At 66.5% G+C, this 23,878-nt stretch carries 1 protein-coding gene; it reads left to right on the top strand.

The features are described 5' to 3' along the window. The first annotated feature begins 1,290 nt into the window (after positions 1-1,290). Positions 1,291-23,814: a Fic family protein gene (locus tag IU448_RS20815; RefSeq protein ID WP_267467211.1), complete on the top strand. Its 22,524-nt coding sequence runs from the start codon at positions 1,291-1,293 to the stop codon at positions 23,812-23,814. Positions 23,815-23,878 lie beyond the last annotated feature (64 nt).

Below are 23,878 nucleotides of genomic sequence, written 5' to 3'. Positions count from 1 at the left end.
GGTTTCGGGTTGGGGTTGCAGAGGTTGTCGTATACCGGTTGGGGTTTGGATAATTTGACGCAGCCCAGGACGTTGGGTTTGCAGATTGTGGTGGGGGGTGTTCTGGGGGGTGTGGGTGGTTGGTTGGGTGGTGGTTTGGTGACGGGGGATTTCACGTTCGATTATCGGATGATCAGTGCGGGGGTGGTGGGCGCGGGGGCGTCGATCGGTACTCATCAGGGTTTGGCGTGGGGTGCGGCGGGTAGGAATGATGGGTTTGTTTATCGGATTGCGAATCGGGTGGGGCCGGTTACCCGGTTGGGAATGATGCTCGGAGTCGATCCGGGTGAGGTTCCGGTGCGGGCACGCACACCCACGACGGTCGGTAGTGATCCGCGTCCGCAGGCCGGGCCCAGTGGTCGGCCCGCATTGGCCGCTCCGGGATTCCGGGAAACCGCGGTGCCCGGGACGGCACCCGGCAATCCGGGAGATGGTCCGCAGGCGTCAGCGGCCCGGACTACCACGGCCCCACGGATTTCCGGTCCTGCCGCACCGGCTGCGAGCCCGGCGGGAGCCACTTCCGCTCCGGTGCGAGCCCACGACTCCGGGGGGCCGTCCGGCCGAACGGCGACGCCCGGAACCGGCCCCGCTTTCACACCCGGTCGCACCGATGCCGGTGTCGCCACTGGCACGCTACGTCCGCACGCGGGTGCGGCCGACCAGTCCGCTACGCCGGGTACGTCGGCCCGGACCGGTGCGGGGCACCCCGACGCGCAGCATCAAACGGGCTCCCGAGCTGGGGAGCCGGGCCGTCTCGCCGGGCCACCGGACACGGCGAAGGAGCAGCCGGCAGCCAACGGCGAAGCCGCCCGGACAGCGGATACGAACGGACACGGACCGGTAGTCGCGGCGGCGCACCAGGACGCCCCGCCGCCACGAACCAGTGATTCGGCCGACGGGCTCACCGCCGCCACAGTGGCCGAGTCGGGACAACCGCGACCCGCCCATGCGGGTGTGCCGCCGGAGGTCGGTGTTCCTGGACAGCCGGGCGCTCCGGCGGAGTCGGGTATGCCACCCAGGCCGGGCTCGCCGCCCGAATCGAATTCCGCGGCCGAACCCGGCATCACCCGCCCCGGCGCTGATGAACCCGGGCGGACCTCGAACGATCCCGGCCGCGAGTCGACCGGTCGGCCGGGCTTCGCCGGCCCGCAGTCCCAAGAGCAGGCTCCGGGAGCTTCTGCACCGGTATCCACCCGGCCGACCGGGGCCGGGCCGACTCCGGGTGAAGGACATCTCGGCCAGTTGCGGGATATGCGGGTGGACGCGGTCGCGGTCGAGGCGGTCTTGCACGAGGCGTTCCGGACTTTGAAGAACGACGGACTCATTCAAGAGACCTATCGCAAGTGGTCGAAGCGCGTGCTCGCGGACGGGCAACGGTCTGGTCGGCAGGTGCTGCCCACAGAGGAAGCTGCAGTCGCTGCGCTGGACAGGGCAGCGCAGCGCGGTGTGACCATGCTGGACCCGGAGTACGCGCTGCTGCAGGCTTGGCGCAGCGCTGCTACCGGCGAACCGGTCGATATCACCGGACAGATCCGCCGGGTGCGTATCGCGGCGAAGCTCGGGATTCAGGAACCGGCAACCTTTGTGCGCGACGATCAATGGGACGATGCGATCCACACGGCGCAACGCCGGATCGACGAAGAACGAGCGGGAATGGGCGAGTCGCCGGACCCGCGTACCACCGCAGAACTCGACGGCCGCCAGGGGCTGGTCGATCTGTTGATCGTTCTCGGTCAGGCCGCCCGGCCCACACTTCTCGACGGCATACCGGTGGACCCGGACCCGGTGTGGTCGGTTGATCGCCTGGACGAACAAACCCCCGGCGGTACGACCTTCACCAGCCCGGTGCTGGAAGGTCGCATCGTGCCCCCGCCGGCTGCGATTTACGCGGGCCCGACACCGGACTCTTCGGGTCCGAGGCGGTCCGGTTCAGGTCCCGCGGTGAGTCGGGTCGATCCGGTCGCCGGCGCAGCGGCCGCCCCTCCGCTCGGCGCCGTTCGGGTGGAACCAGCCGCGCCCGTAGGCGGGGAACCTGTTCCGGTGGGGCGGGGAGATGTGGTCGTGGCTGCCGCGGTGCTGACACATATACCGGACGATCACGGTCGGGTGGGGCCGGTGATGGCAGCTCGGGTCAACGCTGTCGAAACGGTTCAGCGGATGGTAGAGCAACGGGATGAGCAGCTGCCGGTTGCTCTTGCCAGGCTCGGTGACGCGGAGCGAGCGTCTGCCGCGTTGACGGCGGAGAAGCTGAAACACGCGCGGATGGTGCTCAACCCGGTGAAGCCCGATCCGGCTGTCCCGGAGGATCACGAAGCGCTGGCGGAGATTCGCCGGCAGGAAGCCGTGATCGAGCGGTTGACCGAGGAGTTGGCCGCCATCCTGAGCGACGAGGTCTTCCGCGGTCCCGAGGTGGGCGTGGTGCCGCGAAGCGGTCCGGTCGCACGGGTGCTGCACGATCTGTACGAGGGGAGGCCGGTTCTTCCCCGGCGAGCGGACGCGCACGGATTACCGGCCGTGGCACGGATTCTCGAACTGATGCGAGAGAACGGGCAGCCGGGCGAGCGGATATCGCTGGTGGTGTGGCAGGGCAGCGATATCTGGGTCGCGGCTCTGGAGGGCGATACAGTGCTGCGCTTCGACGCGGAGCAGGATTCCTGGGTTCCGTTGGATGCGGGCATGGATCCCACGGGTGCGGAGGGTGTGTTCCTCAACGGGCAGGGGCCGTTCCATCCGGTCGGGTTGGAGGATTCTTCGGCCGCGGCCGGGGACGAAGGGTCCGCGGGGAGACCAGGTGACCGAGAGCCGGGTGCACTGCCTCCCGTCGTCATCGGACCGGATGGTGAGACGCGTTCCGATGCCCGGCCACCGCGGCTGTTGCCCAGCGATGTCCTACTGGTCGGTCGTGACGGGAGGCCGCCCGACCCGGCGGCGGGGACGCCGGTTGTGCGGTCGGACGAGGTGCCGGGCGGGCCCGCTGAGATCCGGGCCGAGTATCAGTTGGTGGCGGATACGGGTGCCGTCCGGCGGGATCAGGCCCGGACCGGTGCCTCGGACCCTGGTTTGGAGGGCTATCCCGTACCCCGGCCCCACGACCATCTGGATGGTTCGGATATACGTGCGAACGCATCGCGTCTGGACTCGGCGGGCCGGATCAGCGCGTTGTATGTGACGCGCAGGGCGGTGGGGGATCGAATTCTCCAGCTTCTCGCGAGCCTCGACATCGGGTGGGCGGGCAACCTGCGGGATCAGTCGGATAGAACCCGGCTACTCGAGCGTTCGAACGCGGTGGCGGACGCCGGAGATCAACCGGCTCGGAGGCAGGGGATCGAAGACCTGCGAGCTGAAGTGGCGCAGCTCGAGGAGATCGATGGGTTGCTCGGGCAATCCCAGGAGATCGGTCGGCGGATCTTTCAGGCCGAGATGGAATACGAGTACTATCGAACCGAATACCGACGGCTCGGCGCGAAGCTCGCGGATTCCGGCGAGCCGAGTGGAAACGATCCCGGAGGACCGCGTTCACGCATCGATGCTCGCGAGCTCGCTGCCGGTATTTCACGACTGCGTGAACTGCGAGAGCTTGCGCTCGATGCCGACGCTCGGGCACGACAGTATGAACGCCATCTCCTCGATGTGCTGGAAGCATATGAGGACTTGTACCGGATCGAATGGTCCCACCTGGACAACCATTGCGTTCCGGTGGCGACCATCGATTTCATCTGGCAATTCGGCGACCGTACTGTGGAGTTCGTAGATTGGGACACCAGTCTCGCCGGTACACCGGACTACATGATCGCCGCCACATTCGGAGCGGTTCTCGAAACCTTTGATGATCTTGCGCATATCACACGAGAGGCGGAATCACTTCCGCCTGGAGGTTCTATTGTCGTATTCGTATCGGGTCGCAATGGCTGGGCACATGTTTATCGCCTGATCAACAATGGTAATGAAGTTCTGATCCGGGATTTTGCAGGATGGCAGACGTATTCGGGAGATTTCCTCGAATCCGATCGGGTCACCAAGGTCTTGGGCATCGTTTTCATGGGAGAAGAGCCGCGGTTCCCGATATCGTCCGAAGCGCGGTCGGCGTTGAGGAGCTTGGCCACAGACGCCGAGGCGATCCTGAAAGAGAAATACGATCTCATTCAGCGTCGCAATGAAATGCGTGAAGATCTCATGAACGGTGTCGTGCCGGTTCGAATCGACCAGCTCCAGCGGATGGAACAGGGGATTCGCGACAGACAGGAACGCCTCGAAGCAATCGGCCGCGATGCGTGGAACTTCATCCGGCAGTCGAAAATACCTGAGCCGGCTGGGGATCCCGTCGCGGGACGAGACGGAGCAATCGGTGGTCGGGACCTGCAGTCGGTGGATCGGGCAGGGGCGCGAGGTGGGCTCCTGGATGGGCAGAGCCTGCCGTTCCGTCCGCTCGGTTCGGGGGGGCCGCGGGTCGAGGCCGGCGATGTGGGGCCCGGATCGAGGCCGGGCGAACAGCCGCCCGATGGTGGCCGCGGGCGTGCGGATGGCGGGTCGGGCGCGCCGCCGCCTCCGGGCCGGCTGCCGGGTGGGGACGACTCATGGCCTCCCGACAGGCTGGTGATCGGGCGGACCGCGGACTTCGACGGTGTCGAGGTGATGGGGGCCAGGCGGGTTTCCGCGGAGACCGTCGTGGTGGTGGAGCGGACGGTTCGGCGTTTGATCGAGATCGACCAGGGTGTGCTGGTGGGTGTGCGGTTCGAGGAGCTGGCGGGGGATGTGCTCGTGGTGGTGCGGGATGGGTGGTTGGTGGTGGACCCGCGGGCGGAGGGCATGCCGTCGGAGCGTTCGGGCAGCGGTTCGTCGTTGCCGCTGCTGTTGATCGAACAGTTCGGGGCCGCATTGATCGCGAAGCGGGACAGTGCTGTCGGTGAGCGGCCGGAAGCCGGCGAGAGGCCGGCAGACCGTGTCGCCGTGCCGCCGCGTGCTCGTCCGGCCGAGGGAAGTGAGGTGGATACGCCGGTTGTCGCCGGGCCGGACAGTGAAGTGCTGACCGAAGCCCAGGAGGACACGCGGAAGGCTCGGGTGGCGCAGGACGCGGGTGTTCCGGTGGAGGGGTATCGGGGCCGGGGGGTGCCGGTGGACACGGTGGAGATGCTGGTGCCGGTGGTGGCGGAGCTGGTGGCTCGGTACCCGGAGGTGTTGAAGGGGGTGCGGTTCGCGGAGTTGCCGGTGAACGACCGGGAATTCTCGACGGCGGTGCTGTTCGACGAGGCGCTCTGGGACGCCCGGGGGGAGGCAGGAGAGCTCCGCGACGGGTGGTTGGTGCTGGACCCGCGGGTAGTGGGCCTGCCGGTGTCGCGGACGGCGGCTGATATGCGGTTGCCGGAGTTCGTGACCCGCCAGTTCGCAAAGCTGTTGATCACCCGCCGGAGTATGGGGCAGCCGGCCGGGGAAGTGGTCGAGGCAACGCGCCGGGGCCTGCGGGACGTGGGGGTGAAGCCGGCGCCGAAAAGGGAGTGGAAGTCGTTCGCGCGGATACCTCTGGAGCAGGCGCTGGAGGAGGCCTTCGTGCGGGTGGAGCGGGACGGGCAGCGGATGGAGGATCCGTCGTTCCCGTACTACCGCGCGCTGGTCGAGGATCGCGACACCCCGGTGGATCTAGGGCGGGAAAGACGGTTGTGGGGTGCGGCCCAGGCAGCGGGTGTGCCCGAGCCGAGCCGGGTGCCGCCCGGACAGTGGCCTGAGGTGATCACCGGGTTGCGTGCCGAGCTCGACAACGCGGCCATGGAGAACGCCGCGCGGGGATTGGATCCGCATGCGTTGAAGGTGGTGGCCGGACTGCACGAGGATAGAGTCGGGCGTTTCGCGGCGTTGTTCGAGCTGGTGCACGGGAGACCCCCGCGGCCGGATGAAGTTCCGCGCTTGGTGGGGGAGTCGGAGCAGGGTAGCCGCCCGGCCGTCCGGGAGGAGCGCGCCCGGCACGGGGTCCCGGAGAATCGGTCGCCGTCCAGGAGCAGTACGTCGATTCCGCCGGTACGCGATCCCGGCGGTGGTGAGGTCGGCGATGCCACGTCTGGCGGCGGTGACGGGCAACGGACCGAGGCGGGAAGCCCGTTGGAGGCACGACCTTTGGTCGCCGCTGATCGTGAAGGGGGCCAGGTTGTCCGGTCAGAGCGGCGCTCCAACAACGTTCTGCTGGTTCGTCGTGATGGTTCGGTGCCTGATGCGGCTGGTGATCGTGGGCCGGGTGCGCCGCTGCCCCCGGGGCGGTTGCCGGGCGGGGATGATTCCGAGTCTTCCAACGGGTTGATTATCGGGCGGACGGCGGACTTCGACGGTGTCGCGGTGGTGGGGGCCAGTCGAGTGCCCGCGGCGATGTGGGATGCGGTGGTGCGCACGGTCGAGGGTTTGATCGCGAACTACCCGGATGTATTGGTGGGTGTGCGGTTCGAGGAACTCGAGCGAGGCGTGCCGGGGGTGGTGCGCGAGGGGGTGCTGGTGCTGGATCCGCGGGCAGCGGAGCCGGTGTCGGAGCTGGTGGTTCGCCTGTTCGCGGATGCTCTGATCGCGCGGCCGGCGCGACCGCGTGGGGGTGCAGGTTCGGTGGTGGAGCGCGCGGCCGGTGAGTTGGCCGGAGAACCGGTTGGGGGGCGCGATGCGGAGGCTTCGTCGGCGGCCGGTGAGCTCGGTGCCAGGGAACAGCTGGTGGCAAGTATCGGTTTTCGGGTCGAAGGATATCAAGACGTTCCGCTCGATGCGCTGCGTGAGTGGGTTCCGATGCTGAACAGGTTGGTCGGGCAGTCCCAGGATGCGACGAAGGGGGTGCTGTTCGAGCTGCCGGCCGAGCCGGGGCACGGTGTGCCGGGGGCCGAGGAAGGGGATGGTGCACCGGCCTTCGTTCGGGCAGGTTGGTTGGTGGTGGACCCCCGGCAGTTGCATGTTCTGCGGTACGCGGAATCGCATGAGCAATTGGCGCGCCGGTTCGAGAGTGAGCTTCGAGCCGACCGGTCGGGGTGGGAGCGACAGGTTCACGGGCTCCCGGACGGGGACGCGGATGCCGTGGCGGAGGTCGGGGATCGGCGGACCGGGACCCAGGGGGCGGAGGATCCGGTCGTCGTGCGCCGTGCCGATGAATCGGCGTCTGGATCCGACGAGCCGGTGGCTGCCGGTGAGCCGGATGTACTTGTCGCGACGACCGTACTGGCGCGGATGGGCGGGGATGCGGGGCCAGTGGGGGGTGTGATGTGGGCGCGATTGCAGGCTGTGGAGGCGGTGCGAAGCTTATGGGAGGCGGGGGATCCGCGGTTTGCGGAGGCGTATGCGCGGCTGCGCCGGATGGAGGTGGTCGCCGGCCGGTTGTCGGCGATGCTTCTCTCCGATGCGCGACTGCTGTCCGAGCCGGGTACGGGGTCGGGACCGCTTGGTACGCGTGCCGAGGTCGCGGCCACTGTGTCGCGGTTGATGATCGAGATGAATGCGTTGCTGGCGAACCCGATATTCACCACCGGTGCCGAGTATTCCGGTGTGAGTTCCGGTGTGGCGATGCGGGTGCTGCACGATCTATGGGGTAGTGCGTTGGTTGTTCCGGACCCGGCGGCCGCCCACGGGTTGCCGGGTGGGCCCGAGCTGATCCCGTGGATGGAACGGATCGGCGCGTCGGCGGTGGTATGGCAGGCCGGCAACGCATGGGTGGCGACGGTTCAAGGGGGACGGGCCTTCCGGTTCGACGCCGAGCAGTATTCCTGGGTCCCGTTGGATGCGGGGGCAGATCTGTCGGGGGCGAAAGGTGTGTTCCTGGATGGGCGGGGACGGCTGTTGGATCCGCCGGGATCGGAAGGGGCGGGTGAGGTAGGAGATGGGGGGCCGCCTGGTGCCGGCCCTGGGAATGGTGGGCTGAGTGTACGACCTCCTTTTGCCGGCGAACCGGAGGCCGCGGGGCCTGCGGTTGTCCGGCTGCGGGACCCGCATGGAGATGTTTCGTTGGTAAGTCGTGACGGTTCGATGCCTGTCACGGGCGGTGACGGCCGGCGGCAGGGACCGGGACCCGCGCCGGACCCACTGTCGGTGGATGATCCGACGCCTGATCGGCTCGACGCGCCGGCCTCCGGTTCCGTGGAGCCGATAGCCGCGGAGCGTGGGAGGACAGCGCCGGCCGAGTCCGAGGAGCCTTCGATCAGGCGCCGGTTGGAAGCTGCGGGGGTCCGGATCGAGGGGGACCCGCAGGTTTGCGCGCGGATGCTCGAGGCGGTGGGCGCGGTAGTGGAGCGATTGGTATTCCGTTATCCCGGGGTACTGCGGGCCCTACTGTTCGGCTCGTTGCCGCAGGACGGTGCCGATGCTGCGAGTATCGCGGGAGAGGGACGGTTGGTGCTGGATCCGCATGCGGTGCCACTGTCGGAGGCAGGCAGGCGAGAACAGGTGACTCGCCGGTTCGGCGCGCTTCTGGCGTCGCATGCGGAGAATGCGGTGCGGCGGGCGCATTCGTTCGCCGACTCGTTGCGGAAGCAGTTGCGGGAAGCGGGTGAGGAACGCGCTGGCCGGAATGAGTGGCGCAGGTATCGCCGGATGTCTTTGCCGGAAGCGGTGGTCGAGGCGTTCGAGTACGTCGAAAAGAATGGCTTCGACCTGGGACACCCGTCAGCGGCCTACTATCGCGCGCTCGTCGGTGATGCGGCATCTGCGCTGGACTTTCCGAGAGAACAGCGCCTGTGGCGGCTCGCTGTAGAAGCGGGAGTCCACGACCCACACCGCCTGAACTCCGCGGGTTTGGCGCGCGAGCTGGTGACATTGCTTGACCGGTTGGACGCGGATTCCGACCGTTTGACCGAGGAACTGCCGAATATGCCCGGCAGTGTGGCCGCGATTGTGGCGGGGATGCACAACGATCGTGTCGAGCGGTACGCGGCCTTGTATCAAATGATCCATGGTATACCGCCGCGCCTGTTCGAAACACCCGCTGAGATCCGAGGCTTCGACAATGCGGCATTCCGGTCCGGTGTTTCGGATGGCGAAGAGTCACCGTGGAAACAAGAAGCCGAAGCGCTGGCGGATGAACGTGCTGCGGATCTCGGAACCCGGACAAGAGCCGAGCTGCTGGTGCTCGCGAGTCTGTTCATCGACAAGAAGCACTTGGATATTGCTGTTGTCGCCGGCCAGGCCCGGCCCGAACGACTATACGGACTCAGAGAATGGGCAGGGTTTCTGGACGCGCTCGCCTACGCCCGCGCTCACCGGGGCCGGGATCTGTCCGTGCCCTTCCTGCTCGAGCTCCACCGCCGACTGACGCCGGCGTACGAGTCGCAAATCGGCGGTGTGTTGACTGATTCCGATCGTTACGCGCTGATGACAGAGCCACTGACCGAGCAGCAGAAGCTGGCGCTCGATGCCAATCCCTACGTTTCCTTCAACAGCAGGTACAGGCTGGACGGCGCCCAGGGCCGGTTGATCTATCCCAACTTCCCGCTCGAGAACACGGCGCTGCCCGGCAGCGACCGGCAGGAATCCTTCCTGCAGGCATTGTGCGATTGGTACAACGGTGTTCGTCGAGGGGCAGGCGATCCCTATGCGATCGCCGCCGCTCTGCAACGAATCCTCATATCTGTGCATCCGTTCGGAGACTTCAACGGCCGACTGTCGCGGATCGTCATGAATTGGGCGTTGGAGAACGCGGGTTTGCCGCCCAGCGCACTCTACGACACGAATTCGGATCTTTTTGTATCGCCGCAGGAGTGGGCCGCTGCCGTGCGTGCCGGAAGCATGCGGTACGAACGTCTCTTGTCCAGGGCTCGTCTGCTCGGACAGGATGCCGATCTTGTCCAACTCTTCGGCCTCGAGGATCTGCACCGGCGATACCGGCATTTCGATGGCCGGATCGCACCGTTCACGGAGGGAGACAATCTATACGGAGTGCTGGAACGCCTTTACCGCGATCTGGATGAATTCTTCGTCGAGCCCGAGGTGCATACCCGGAGGGAGACAGCCGAGCAGCCGGCTAACTCGCCGGAAGAACTGCTGCGTGGCGAACTGCGCGCGAAACTGGCCGCCGTCGATCGGTCCAGCGTCGATAGCCTGATCGCCGCGTTCTTCGGGGGCTATCCCCGCGACGAGGTAACCGATTTCTACGATGGCCGACGCTCCGGATTCAAGAGCCGCGAAGTGCTGCGGGCACAGATGACGGTGGCGGAGACGAACGGGCTTCGCGCCTTCTACTTGTCGGCCGATATCGCGAATCTCGGTGGCCTGAATTTATTCGCGTCGTTGCGCGGCGAATCGGCCAATGCGCACTTCCGCGCGATCACTGATATTTTCCGGTCGGTTCTCGAGGAGTCCGGGGCCGCGGTGGTGCCGATGCGCGTCGGGGGCGATGAGCTCGCCGCCGTGCTGGTCGGTCTCGACATCGCGACGGTCGAGGCGTTGCGCACGGAGACCGAACGGCGTGTCGCCGAATACGCTCGCAGCAACGGACTGTCTGATATCGAGCACCCGAAACACCCGGGCCGCCCGGCCTATCGAGGTGTCGGTATGTACCTCGGGTACGCGGAGATTCTGCCCGGAGCGAGCTTGGGCAGCGTATTCGACGCGGCGGATCTCGGAGTGGACCGCAGCAAGAACAGCCGCCTGCAGCAGTACAACGCGGAGACACCGGGACGGGTGGTGTGGTCCGGTAGGACCGATAATCCGCAGGTGCCGGAGCAGAACCAGGCGCCGGGCACCGCGGACCGCCCGAACAGCGTCGAGCCGGAAGCTATCCGATCACGACCTGTTCGCGTCCGGTATCCATCGCCGGACGAGGTGCGCCGTGACGAGCTGCGGACCGAACTCGCCGCTGTCGACCTGGATTCGGACGAAGCGGTGCTGGATGTGCTGTTCGACGCCGGTGGAATCGACGAGGTTTCCCAGTTGCTGGACGGTCGTGCTTCCGGGGTCAAGACCGCGGAACTGCTTCGGATGCTCGACTATGTGGCGAGGACGGGTGACTCGGCTCACGTAATTGTCGCGAAGATGTGGAACCTCGGGGGCCTGAACCAGCATTTCGCGAACCAGGCCGAGGTCACCAACCATCATTTCCGGCGGATCGCCGAGATCTTCCGGACAGTGGTCGAGGAAGCGGGCGGCTGGGCCGTGCCGATGCGGCTCGAGGGACCCCGGCTGGGCGCGAATGTGGCCGGGATCGACCCCGCTCGCATCGCGTCGGTCGCCGCGACCGTGGAGCACAGAGTCCGCGAGTATGCGCGGGAGCACGGGTTGGCGGATATTCCGCATCCGAAGAATCCCGAGGACCCCGGCCGCCGTGGTGTCCGGCTGCACGTCGGGTATGCCGAGGTCCGGCCGGGCGGTAACGTCGCCGAGACATTCGAGTCCGCGGAGCGCAGGCTGTCGAACGGCACCCGGGATGCCGTGGCCCGAAGTGCGGCGGTGACAGTCGTTGTCGATGAACGGCTTGCCAGGGCACCGGGCGCCGAGGTGCGCTCGGGCCAGGTGATCCGTTATCCCGGCGGCTCGTTGGCCGTTGTCGCCGAACCAGGTGATCATCTGCGCGCGCTGGCACGGGCCGCACGTCGTGATCCGGATGTCGCGCGAGCGCTGGCGGATGAATCCGTGCCGCTCGTCCAGGTGGAGGTGCCGCTGTTCGACGGTGGGCAGCCGCGCACATCCTCGTTGGACCGGGCCACTCTCGGGCCGGTCGAAGAGCCGGCGAGGACGGCTGCTGCGGATCTGCTCCCGGCACCGGAACTGCCGTTGCGTGATCGGCTGGCCGCGCTGGCCGATCTGGACCCCGCCCACGCCCGGGTAGTGCTGGAGGTGGTCCGGGGTCAGGTCCGCGATGTCCTGAGCGAGCGTGTGCGGGAGGCGTTCGCGATGCTGGGATCTGCCCCGCCGCGGTACTCCGTCGGTGATCGGGGCGAGGTGACCGATCCGGTATCTGCCCATCCGCGAGAGGTACTGGCTGCGCTACGGATCGCCGGAGTTTCCGACCACATGTATGAGGCGGTCGCGCGGTCGTTCGCCGAATTGCGGGCGGTCGATCAGCGTATTGCATGGGCAGACGCGGATCTGGTGGACTGGGTGCGCAGTGTGGGAAATTCTCCCGGACCGGTGGTGTTCCGGCGGCCACCCGCTGATTTCGCAGTGTGCGGGCAACTGGCTGTGGTGGCGCGTAACGCCTGGTATCACGATGTGCCGGGCAGCGTGGCAGTGCGGTTGCCGGATACCTCACAGAATTTCGCCGAGCCGATCGAGCCGGCGGGGTTCAGTTGGCTGGTCGGAGGGCATGCCAAGTATCTGGTGGGTGGGTTGGCCGAAGCGGCGGCGTTGGTGTCGGGGGCGGCAAAGGGACAGGATTTCCGGTCGATGGATCCGGCGGTCCGAGCAGGTAACTCAGGGCGGGCTGTGCTGGTGGTGCGGTCGGGGGCGGATGAGGGGAAGGCGGCTTTCGTCGTCAACGACGAGGGCACGATCAAGCTGATCGACCTGCAGAACGGAACCAGTACGACGCTCGGGGAGGAGGTGAACGGGGAGGGGGTATGGCACGGCGTCGAGCTGGACTCGATCGGCAATCCGGTGGACCCCATCCGTTGGCAGTCCCCGGACGATGACCGAGCTGTGCCTCCGGCCGAGGCTACCGCTGTCGAGGCCCGGGTCCTCGACAGACGGTTGCGGTTGCAGGTCGGTATCGGTGGGGATGGGAATCCTGCTTCGGACGGCACCGGTTACGGCAATAAACAGCCGACTCCGGCGCAGCTCGCGGCCGTTCGCGAGGGCATCCTCGCGCTGGGGAATGATATTCCCGAGAACGCGAGCCGAGAGCAGTTGTACGACATCTTGTCGGCGATGCTGACCGAGCATCAAGCGGAGGCCGTGCGGGTCCGCGAAGCCTTTGACCATCGGTTCTACTCCCAGACGGCGTACCGCGACCTGAAGTCGAGGCTGGGATTATTGGATGATCGTGTGATCGCGATCCGCAAATTGATACGCCAACTCGAAGGCGCACCCGTAACGATGGTGAGGCCGCGGGATTCCGCGCGGTGGGAGGCCGATTCGGTCGGCAATGTGACGTTCGCTTATCGGATCCGGGAAGCGATCGCCGGGGCCGAACCGATAGTGGAGATCCTGAAACACCCCGAAACCGACGATGCCGCCCGAGTAGATGTGCTCACTTTCGAGGACGGGTGGAAAGTGATTCGCAAGCATGTGCCGGGCGACGATGGTTCCGACAGCCGGCACGGGCGAATTTGGAAAGACGCCGAGAAACTGGCATCGCTCGTCGGTGAGGCTGTCGGCGCCCGTGTTCCCGCTGTGCACATCGTGGACCAGGTCGTTTTCATGGAATATATCGAAGGTCCAAGTGCTGCCGCCGCTTGGCTGGAGGTGGCGGGCCCGACGCGTCCATACGCGGCCGACAGCCGACAGATCGCCTGGCCCTACGCCCAGACGGCCGATGGAAGGCGAATCGGCCTATTGGACGAACTCATCCACAACGACGACCGCATCGCGGGCAACTGGATCATCAGTGGGGCCGGTCGATTGTTCGGTATCGATCACGAGCTATCTTTCCAGCACGGCGGCTACAGCCTCTTCGCCGATCGGATGCGGGTATTCGTATCCCTTTTCGGGCCGAAGTGGATGGACCCGCTCGGATCGGTCGGCGACTACTTTCCCGAAATCCGCGAACGACTCGAAGAGCTGCTACCTGATTTCGAGGATTACGGCCGAACTGGTTGGCACCGTGGCATTCTGGAGCTTCTGGACGCTCTGGAGGAGAGCGCGATCGATCGTGGCCGGCAACGGCTCGCGTGGGAGTTGGACCGTGACGGGGCCCGAGCATCCCTGGATGCAGCCCTGAGTAAGCTGCCCGAGGCGAGTCGACCGGACAATGCGCCGGCTCGATTGGAAGGTGTTGTTCAGTGGGCCCGTGCCAACGGCGCCCAGCAGGCCGTGGTCCATGAGCTGTCGGAAGCCGTCGCCGTGTACGAGGAGATCGTTTCTCGCATCGCGTCGTCCGATCGGGAAGCCGCGACGAGGCTCGTCGAACTCGACAACTCCGATGCACCGATTCTGAGCGCGGTCGAGTCCGAGGCCGAGAATGGAATAGCGCTGGGGCCTGCCTATATTCCGGGTAATCCGCTCGACGGAATGCATCTTCCGGATGATGCGAACTGTTTCGTACTGACCGGGTTCGCTGTCAACGATTTTTACTATTTTGTGCGAGAGGGCGTCCGCGCCATCGACAATTTGTCGATCGAAGTCGATTCCGCGGGCCTGCCTTTCGAGCTTGTGGAATGGTTTACGGGTGGCCGAACCGAGGATCTCGGCGATGTCCGTCAGGGGCGAGCACGGATTGCGAGAAGGCTGCTCGGAGGGCTGGACGATCTCCCCGATGGATGGCCGCATACGGGAGCAACCGACAGTATCGATGCCGGGACCAGACGTATGAACGCCATGCGCGGCATGATCGTAGTCGAGACACGCCGGGTCGAGCACGGGGTCATCCCTGGGCATGCGTACTTCGTGGGAAACCGCAATGGCGTCCTGCGGACTTACGACTTCGGCGGCCGGTACATCGGTGAGTTCGACCCCGGCAGGATCGATCCGGCCGTTGTGTCGGTGCACGTCGTCGAATTCACGAAACGCGGCGACCCTGCCGAGCCTGTGTTCGTCGATGGCGACGGTAGACCGGTTCGTCCGGTGGATGTCGGACCGGAAACTGTGATCCCCGAGGCTCCGGCTGATCCTGGTTCGCGACCAGGGGATGTCGGAAGCCTGCCTCCGGACAGCGACCCGGTCGGGCACCAGCTGGACCGACTCGACAGGCATTGGTCGGGTCTGGTCCGGCAATTGCCCGCGGCGCACCAGGCGCTGTTGAGCCGGATCTTCGCTCTCGATCCCGACGTGCAAGGTCCTACGCTGGACTATCTCAACGAAGTGCTCGCGGGAGATGGACTCGATCCGTCGTTTTTCACTCACGAGATCGCGGTTCTCGACCTTGTGCTGGCGATGCGCCCATTGCCCGAAGCCGTGGTTGTCTCCACCACCCTGGAAGTGAATCCGTTCGGCCGGATCGAGGGTCTGCAGAGCACCGAGACGGTGCTCACCGGATACCTGCGGACGGTACTGGGCATTGTGCCGTACGGCGACGACACGAATCCCTACCACCTCGAGATCGCCGTGCCGGCCGGTACACCCGCGTTGTTACTGGGTCCCCTTTCCCCGTTGGGCCGCTACTTCCCGGAGATCGTGCTGGGGCGTGATCTGGTGCTGCGGATAGACGCCGTGGATGATCGCGGTAATGGTTCGTGGTCGATTCGCGCGACCGTGGCTCCGCCCGTGGTCGCCGATTCACCGTCGAACTATCCGGTCGGGGCGATTCACCGGAGAGATGGTGGTATCGGAATCGATCTGGCCCCCCAGCTGGTCGAACAGGCTCATCCTGCGGTCGAAAGCCTGATTCGGGCGGATCCGTCGGTGGTCGATGTCCGCTGGCTCGGGATCGGACTGGCCTGGATCACCCGGTCGGGAGAAGGCCCGGTCATCGCCGTCGTGGCTCCCGAGCACACCCATATGAACGCGCTACGTGCTGCGGTCGTGAACATGCCGGAACAGTTCGCGCGGCTGGGACGCGAACGCATCCTCGCTTGGGAGGACAGCGGGGCGAAACGCGATCTGGTGTGGCATGTGCGAATTGATCCGGACGGGTCGGCGGCTTTCGCCGATTCGATCGATATCGACACATTGTTTCGGCTGGCGACGACCGCGGATATGGCTTCGGCACTGGTGGCGGACTTCCTCTCCGGGAAAGACACAGGAGCCATTTCGGGCCGCATCGATGACTGGCTGCTGCTGTTGCAGAGTCGCGAGACCTTGGGACCGGTCGTCGACGCTGTCATGTTCGTCGGGCCGGAGGGGTTCGCACTGCTGCCCACCGCTCACTGGAAACTGCTGGAGTACACCGACGACCATCCGCTGCCCGCGCACCATCCGGCAAGCACTCTGCGCAGGCTGGCTCGCCTCGACTACCCGCTACCGGGGTACCCGCCGGAGCCCGGGGCCGAATGGCAGCGGACACATGGCAGTCGGCCGCTTGCCTCGGTGGTAGTGCCTCTCGATGTGCTGCGTTTCGCTGTCGTGGTCGAACAGGATCCGGTCAGCAAGAAGTGGTCGTTGCACGAAGGCCCCGCCGGGCCCGCCCAGGAGGCCCTGGTAGATCGCCTGGGCGATGAGTCCGCCGATAGCCCGCAGGGCATGGCGAGACTGGTCGCGGAACATCTGAACGGTGGCAGGCTGGCAAGTGCCATGCCTCGGTTCCGTGGGCCGCTGCGGGATGTGGCCCCTGCCGCGCCGGGGACGATACCCGAGTCCGCCGAGCGGTCCGATACTGCGAGCAGCCCGGGAGAAGGAGCGATCGTACGGCTGGCGCTGGACACGCTGGCCGAGGAATACGAGAATTCCGGCGGAGCGGAATCACCGTCGGCGATCGTATCCTTGCGGAGGTTCGATTCCGCGGCGGCCGTGGTCGATCGGGTAGACGGCACGCAGCTGATCATCGTCGGTGCGGTCGAGGGGCGGCATGCGGAAACCATGCGCGACCTGATCAGGCGGCACAGCAACGAGTTCCGGTGGCTGCAGGACGCCCAGGGCGAGGTCCGCCATCTGCTGGTCCGGCCGGACGGCGAACCCGTCTTCCTCGATCCGTCGGTCTCGGACGGGCGGATCCGAATCCCTGAACCGCATCAGGTCCACGAAGCCATGGTCGCGGCATACCTCCGTTCGAAAGACGTCGTCGGGATCGGGATCGATTCTTGGGTGTGGCGGTCGCTTCCCGTCGAATTCTTCGTACCGAAATCCGGCTCGGTGGAAGGATTGCCCTCCGGCTTCCTTGCCCCTGATGCCCTGTGGCGCGCGATCGCGGTCGGCGGTGACGTTCCACCCGACCACACGTCAGCGCGAGTGCTGCGGGACCTCGCAGACTTCCGGCTGCGGATTCCGGCGCCGCCCGTCCGGGAGTTCTCGATCATGGGCCCCGTGGAACTCTGGGTGGTGACGGGTGCGCTGCGCTTCCCGGTCGTCGTGGAGTATATAGAGGGGGGCCGGTGGCGTCTGGACCCGCAGTCACGCGGAATCGCCCAGGACGCGCTGGTCGGAGAGTTCGGGAACATCGTTGCCCGGGATCCGGCGAAGCTGATGGAGAGGCTGGCGGCCGAGCTGGTCGGCGGTCGGGTCAAGGCCGCCCCGGCCGAGCATCCGGGGAGCTGGCCCGCATCCGCATCCCGGCCGGAGCGGGTGGCCGAACTCGAGCACAGCATCGGGCTCTTGGCCGACGCTGTTTCCCCTTCGTCGCCCGAGCTCGTCGCGGACACCTATGGGTCGCTCGCCGGCCGGCTCGAAGCCGAGTTGGCGACCCTGTCCGGAGCTCAGCTGATCGAGCGCCACTACTCGGTGCGGCGGCGCCATGGCGAGGCCGTAGCTCGCTACCGCGAGGTACTGCGGGTACTGGAGTTGCCGGACGAGGTGCTTCTGCTGGACCTGACCCGGGACGACTCCGGCGGCGAGCGAGTGCTCGCGGAACTGCGCGACCGGCTGCGCACGATCGAAGCGGCGCTGCGGGCCGCCGAGCAGTCCGGACGGTATCGAGAGCTGGCCCGGCAGGCCGATATCGTCGGGTGGTACCGGGCCGAGTATCCGCGCTCAGGCTTCGCGGAACCGTACTGGTTCCCAGGCCAGCAGGTGGCTCTGATCGCGGCGGCGAATTCCATGCGAGTTGCCGTCGTGGCGGTGGAGGGGTATCACGCGGTCGCGGAGCAGCGGTGGCGCGAGGCGGTCGATCCGGCGGCGCTGGAGAATCTCGCCAGCGGGTATTGGGTGGTGGACTGGCTGTCCATCCGCCCGGACGAGACCGGCGAGCGGGTCGACCGATTGGACCGGATCTGGCGGGAGGCTTCCGGGTTCGATGCGATGGCGCCCGCGATCGGTGTGGCTCGGCTGACCGCCGAAGCCGAGGCGCTGCGGGCGAAGATCGATATGCTCGAAGGTCCGCTGGAGCAGCGATACCGGACCGTCCGGGAACCGGTCCTGATCCAGCAGAGGTTCGCGGAGCTGGCCGCCCGGTCCGGCGAAAACACGGATTCCGGAACCGCTGGTGCGGACACGGGGGCCGGCGCTCCCGCGCACCACAACGCGGCGGTGGCGGCCGTGGTCGACGCGCTGGTGGTCGTGGTCGGGGGAGCGGCCCAGGTGGTAGCCGGGCAGGTGCTGCGTATCTCCGATGAACAGGGTTCGCTGAGCGTGATCGCCGAACCCGGAGATCACCTGCGTGCGCTGGCGCGGGCGGCCCGTAGCGACCCGGCGATCGCGCGGGTGCTGCAAGGGGCTCCCGCTCCGATCGTCTGGGTGGAAGTACCGGTCGATGGGACGGCCGAACGGCGCGTAACCGTCACCGACGGTCCGGTAGCCGCGCCTTTCGGCCGTCCCATCGACCGGTCCGCCGAGACTTTCTTCCCACCGGACGCGGGATCGCTGCGGGATCGGCTGGCCGCACTGACCGACCTCGATCCCGTCCATGCCCGGGTTGCGCTGGAAGTCGTGCGGGGGCAGATCAGTGATGCGCTCTCGGTCCGGCTGCGGGAGGTGTTCCCGGCTGCCTCCCAGTACGCGATCGGCGACCGCGGCGAAGTGGTGGACGTGGTGGCCGCGCAACCGGCGCGGACGCTGGAGGCCATGCGGCGTATAGGTGTCCCGGAGCATATCTACGCGGCGGTCGAGGCGGGTTTCGCCGAGCTCCGTGCTCTCGAAAGACACATCGCCTCGGTGGAAGCGGATCTCGCGGTGTGGCTGCGCGGCGCGGTGAGTTCATCCGGGCCGGTGCGGTGGGGGCAATCCGCGTTGTTCCGCGAGCCGCCCGCCGGCTTCAACCTGTGCGGGCAGTTGCTGGTGGTGGCGCATAACGCGTGGTATCACGACGTTCCGGGGAGCCGGCCGATGCGATTGCCGGCGACGCCGGTCGATCCGGGCGAGACCATCGCACCGCCGGCTTTCAGCTGGATGATCGGGGCACACGCGGAGTCGCTGCCTCGCGGGTACGCCGAGGCCTTGGAGTGGGTATCGGGCGCGGAGCCGGGCCAGGACCACCGCTCGGTCGCCCCGGAGGTGCGGACGAGCTCGTCCGGGCGCGGCATGATCATGTTCGAGGACGGTGGCGGGGAGACGGCAGCATTCCTGATCGTCAACGATGCGGGCACGGTGCGCGTCATCGATCTGGGCGCCGGCTACATCGGCCCACCGGCAGATCCGATCGATACGAGCGGCCGGTGGCACGGCGCCAGGCTGGACCGGCGCGGTGTGCCCGTCGATCCCATCGCCTCCGACCTCGCCGTGGAGCTACCGGTGGTCGACAAGACATTCCGGTTGCTGGAAGGAATCGGTGGGTCGGCCGGGAAAGATCCAATCGGTACCGGAGACAGCGGCATTCCCGCCGAGACCGCAATGCCGTACCCGGCGTCACCGCGCGATACGGTCGCTGTCCCCGATACGTCCGGCGCAGTCGAATTCGATTCGCCCGAATCGGTGCGGGCCTATGCGGACGAGCACTGGGGTCACGGCGCCGAACACCGGAGGCTACTGGATATCTACATCACCGAGGGCTCGGCGATAAACCGCTACCTGCGCGGTGACACCGGATGGCGCGATTCCACGATGAAGCCGTGGGCGGCCGCAGACGTCGACGCTATCGTTGAGCAGCTGCGCTCGGTGATGGCACCACTTCCCGACGCGGTGGTGGTGCGGCGCTATGTCGATGCCCGGTTCATTTCGGGTCTTCGCCGCGGCGACATAGTGCCCGAGTCGGCGTTCATTTCCACCATTGCCGACCCGGAGCCGCCGTTCTTCCTCGAACACAGCACCGGCATACTGACTTTGACAGTTCCGGCGGGAGTCCCGGTCGCTTTTCTACGCAATGGGTTCAACGAACTGCTGCTGACCGACGGGCTGAGCTGGCGTGTGATCGACTCTGTGACCAGCGACGACGAGACGGCGGTGCAGGTACGCGGCATCGTCGACTGGGACCCGCCACCGGTTGAGCCGCCGGTGCGCCACGGGAAACCACCGGAACCGGACACCGGCGCGGTTCATGATCATGAAACGCCTGTAGCCGAGCCGGCCACGGGCGTAGCCGACCGGCCGGTGGCCGCTCCCGCACCACTGAGTCCGCAGCGCGCGGAGGCAGTTCGCGCGGGCATCGCCGGGCTCGGGGAGCAGGTGCGCGCCGACGCCGGTCGCCGGGAATTGCGGGAGACGCTCGAAGCGATGCTGAGCCGGGAACAATCGGCCGCCGTGCACCTCGCGGACAGCTATGACCGGGCAGAGGTGCGGGCCGATGAATACATTGGCTCGATCTACGCCATGGACGACCGTGTGGCCGAAATACGCAGGCTGCTTCGTATGGTGGGGGTGGACGTCGCCGACGAGATCCAGCGGTCGTTGATTCCCCGGCCCGCGGATCATGAGCCGAGCGATATTCCGTTCGCCGATCGTCACCTCGAGGCGAGGGCACAGTCGGAGCCGACGGTGACCGTGCTCAAGCTGCCTGGGGACGGTCAGCTGTTCCGTGTCGAACTGCACACCTTCGACGATGGCTGGCAGGTGATTGCGAAAGTCGTCCACAGTGAGCCCGCCGCCGATCCGGAACGCCTCCGGCGTGATCTCGACGCTGAAGAGCTCGGGGCTCTTGTCGGCCGGACCGTGGGAGGTCCTTTCCCACGCGTTCATCGCATGGACGACGCCCTGTATATGGAATTCGTCGACGGGCCGGATGCGCTCGCGGCATGGAAAGCGGTCGCCGGCCCGACCCGATTGTTGGGGGGCACGGACGAAGAGATCGCGTTTCCTTACCTCAATTCCGCGGATGGCCGGCTGATCGGATTCGTGGACTGGCTCATCGGGAACGGCGACAGGAATGCCGCGAACTGGATCATCAACCAGTGGGATCGAATAGTGGGCATCGACCATGAAATGACATTCGGTTACAGACGGCTATACAGCTATTTCGCCGTGGGAATGAAGGCGCATCTGCCACTTTTCGGACCGGACTGGATCGATCCGGTCGCTCCCATGCGGGACTTCGCCGGCATGCGACAACGGCTCGGCGGACTGCTTCCGGAGTTCGAAGCCCGCGGGCGCGGCGACTGGCACCGGGCGATGATGGCCCGGCTGGACGAGCTCGAACGAACCGCCGTCGATTACGGTCGGTTGAGACTGTCCTGGGAACTCGAACATGCGGAATCTCGTGCTCGGGTCGAGGATTCGCTGCGCCGGGCGACTGCGGACCTGCCCGGGCGTCGCGTACTGCTGGCCGAGGCGATGGTGGCGCCCGAGTACACGATGCAGCGTTTGCGCACGGGCGGGATCCCAGGAGAACTGATTGCGGAACTCGCGGGCAATATCGGAGAGTACGGGAAGTCGACCGATCGGATCGAACTCGCGGATGGTGAGGCTGCCGGCCGCCTGCGTACCGTTGAGGCGGAAACCTACGCGCTCCACCGCATCGGAGACGAGCGGCGCAAGGGAGTAGAACTGGCTCCCGGCCATGTCCTCGGCAATCCTCTCGATGGCATGCACCCTCCGAACGACGCGAACTGTGTGGCGCTGGCCGGATTCGCCATCAACGACTTCTACCATTATGTGCGAAACGGGCGTCGAGCCATCTCGAATCTAGCGATATCGGTCGACCTCGATGGCTTCCCTTTCGAGGCGGTTGAATGGGTTATGGGCGGAAGGCTCGAAGGGTTCGCCGATGTCCGACAGGCCCGTGTGCGGATCGCTCGGCGATTGTGGTCCGGTAACGACGATCTACCCGATGGCTGGCCGGACGCCGACCCGGACGACGGTATCGATGCCACGACAAAAAGCAACAATCGTATGCGAGGCATCCTGGTCATCGAGGAAAGGCTTGTGGAAGGAAAGGCCGTTCCCGGGCACGCATATTTCGTCGGGAACCGAAACGGCGTACTTCGGCTGTATGACTACGGCACCCGCTTCATCGGTGAATTCGACCCGCGCAGAAACGATTCGCGGGTGGTGTCGATTCATGTGATCGAATTCCTGCCCACCGGTGATCCGGCCGATCCCCTGTTCGTCGATGCCGAGGGTCGACGAGTCCACCCGCTGGAAGCCGATCCCGATGCCGCGCTGCCTGCTCCACCGGTTTTCCGGTCGCCTCGTGTGCGGAAGCTGCTCGATATCGGAAGCCCACCGCCCGAAGGGTTCGAGACGACCGGGGTTCCGGATGGTCCCGAAGGCGACACCGGCCGTGGCGCCGAGCCGCTGATACGGCAAGGTCGGCCGACCGTCGACCTCTCGATAACCGATCCCAACCCCATGGAGATCGTGCTGCACAAGCTCGGCGAGCGGGTGGCCGACGTATCGGTGCTGATCGACCGGGGAGCCGGGATCGCCGCGCTCGGCGCCGAGGTGCGGGCGGGACAGCGTCGCTCGGTACTGGTGCCCGAGGACGCGCTGCGGTACCTACGGGAACAACCGGGGTGGTCGGCTCCGCGGGACGGCGAAGGCGCGCGCTTGGTGAACGACTCGTTGTCGGCAACGACTAGATGGGACGGCGGCCCACGGCTTTCGGATGCGCTGGCGCGTTCGTGGCAGCAGCCGGGCGGGCTTCTCCGAATCGCGAGCCTGCCCGACGTCTACGCGGTACTGCAGGAACGCGGCCGGCCGCAGGACCTTCTGTTCGCCGGGGATATCCGGGCGCACCTGCACGATCCCCGGCGGGCCCCCCTGCCGCCGCATATCCTCGCCCGGTACATGGACATGATGCGTGCGATCATGTCCGAGGCCGCGCTGGCCCATCCCGATGCGGACGTGGCGATCCGGCTGGCGGCCGGCGGATTGCACACCACCTACACCCTTTACGGGGAGCCCGATATCGGGCGTTTCAATCAGATCATCGGCGGCCTGGAGCAGCCCAGGTTTCTCGTTCCCGCTGCTTACCACAACGGCTTCGGCCTGCTCGCGGACGGGGCGGTGCTCCAAGCGCAGTTGCGCCGTATCGGCGCTCGTCCGGATGAGCAGTTGGACGCGGCCGCCGCCGACACCGCCAGCGACGCCGTGTACGGATTCGGTCGCCGTAGCGATAATCCGCTGGGATACGACGAGCTGCTTTCGGCACGGCTGCTGCGCGCCCAGGCGCTGGCCCTCGGCTATCCGCGGGAGCGAGCCGATCGCCTGTACAACATGGTGATGGGGTCGGGTTTCGATCAGGCGACAAAGCGGCAGGTCGGCAAATACGACCCGGATCCGCTGGTGCAGGGCGTCACCGCGGTCGATCTGTTCACCCTCGTGTCCACCTGGGCCATGGAGGACGCGCTGGCTATCGCCGTCGAGGACCTGACCTCGGCGCGCTTTTCGAAGGATCGGGTGCTCGGACAGGTTCTGGCCGAGTACAACCTGAGGATCCGCTCGCTGGAAGAGGCGATGGCAATTCTGGACACGTACGGCGACTACCGTCCGATCATCGACGGGGAACGGTCGGAGAAGACGCTGCGGCGACTGTTCATCGAACGCCTGCTCGGCAACCAGGGTTTCACGTTGGCACACGAGTTTCCGCCGACCTGGCAGCTCGTGGACCCCCGACTGCGTCAGATCAACGCCATAGCATCGAAGGCTTTCGCCGACGCTCTCGCCCGCACCGATGCTCGTGGACGCCCGATCTTCTCCTTCGTCCAGGTGCTGCGGACGGCGAAGGAGTTCGGCCACCGGATGGAGCAGTTGTTCGGACCTTATGGGTTCGAGCGTGTATAGCCCGCACTGACTCCCGGTTTGTTCCCGGCTGTGGGGAGTGAGCGTGCGGGGGTCGGGAAGATGA

Source organism: Nocardia flavorosea (assembly GCF_015477805.1).
GTDB lineage: Bacteria > Actinomycetota > Actinomycetes > Mycobacteriales > Mycobacteriaceae > Nocardia > Nocardia flavorosea_A.
This window is presented reverse-complemented; position numbering and strand designations above follow the sequence as displayed.

Bases quoted from the DNA above. Each gene is read 5' to 3' on its own strand.
- IU448_RS20815 (WP_267467211.1), top strand. From the start codon at position 1,291: ATGCGGGTGGACGCGGTCGCGGTCGAGGCGGTCTTGCACGAGGCGTTC.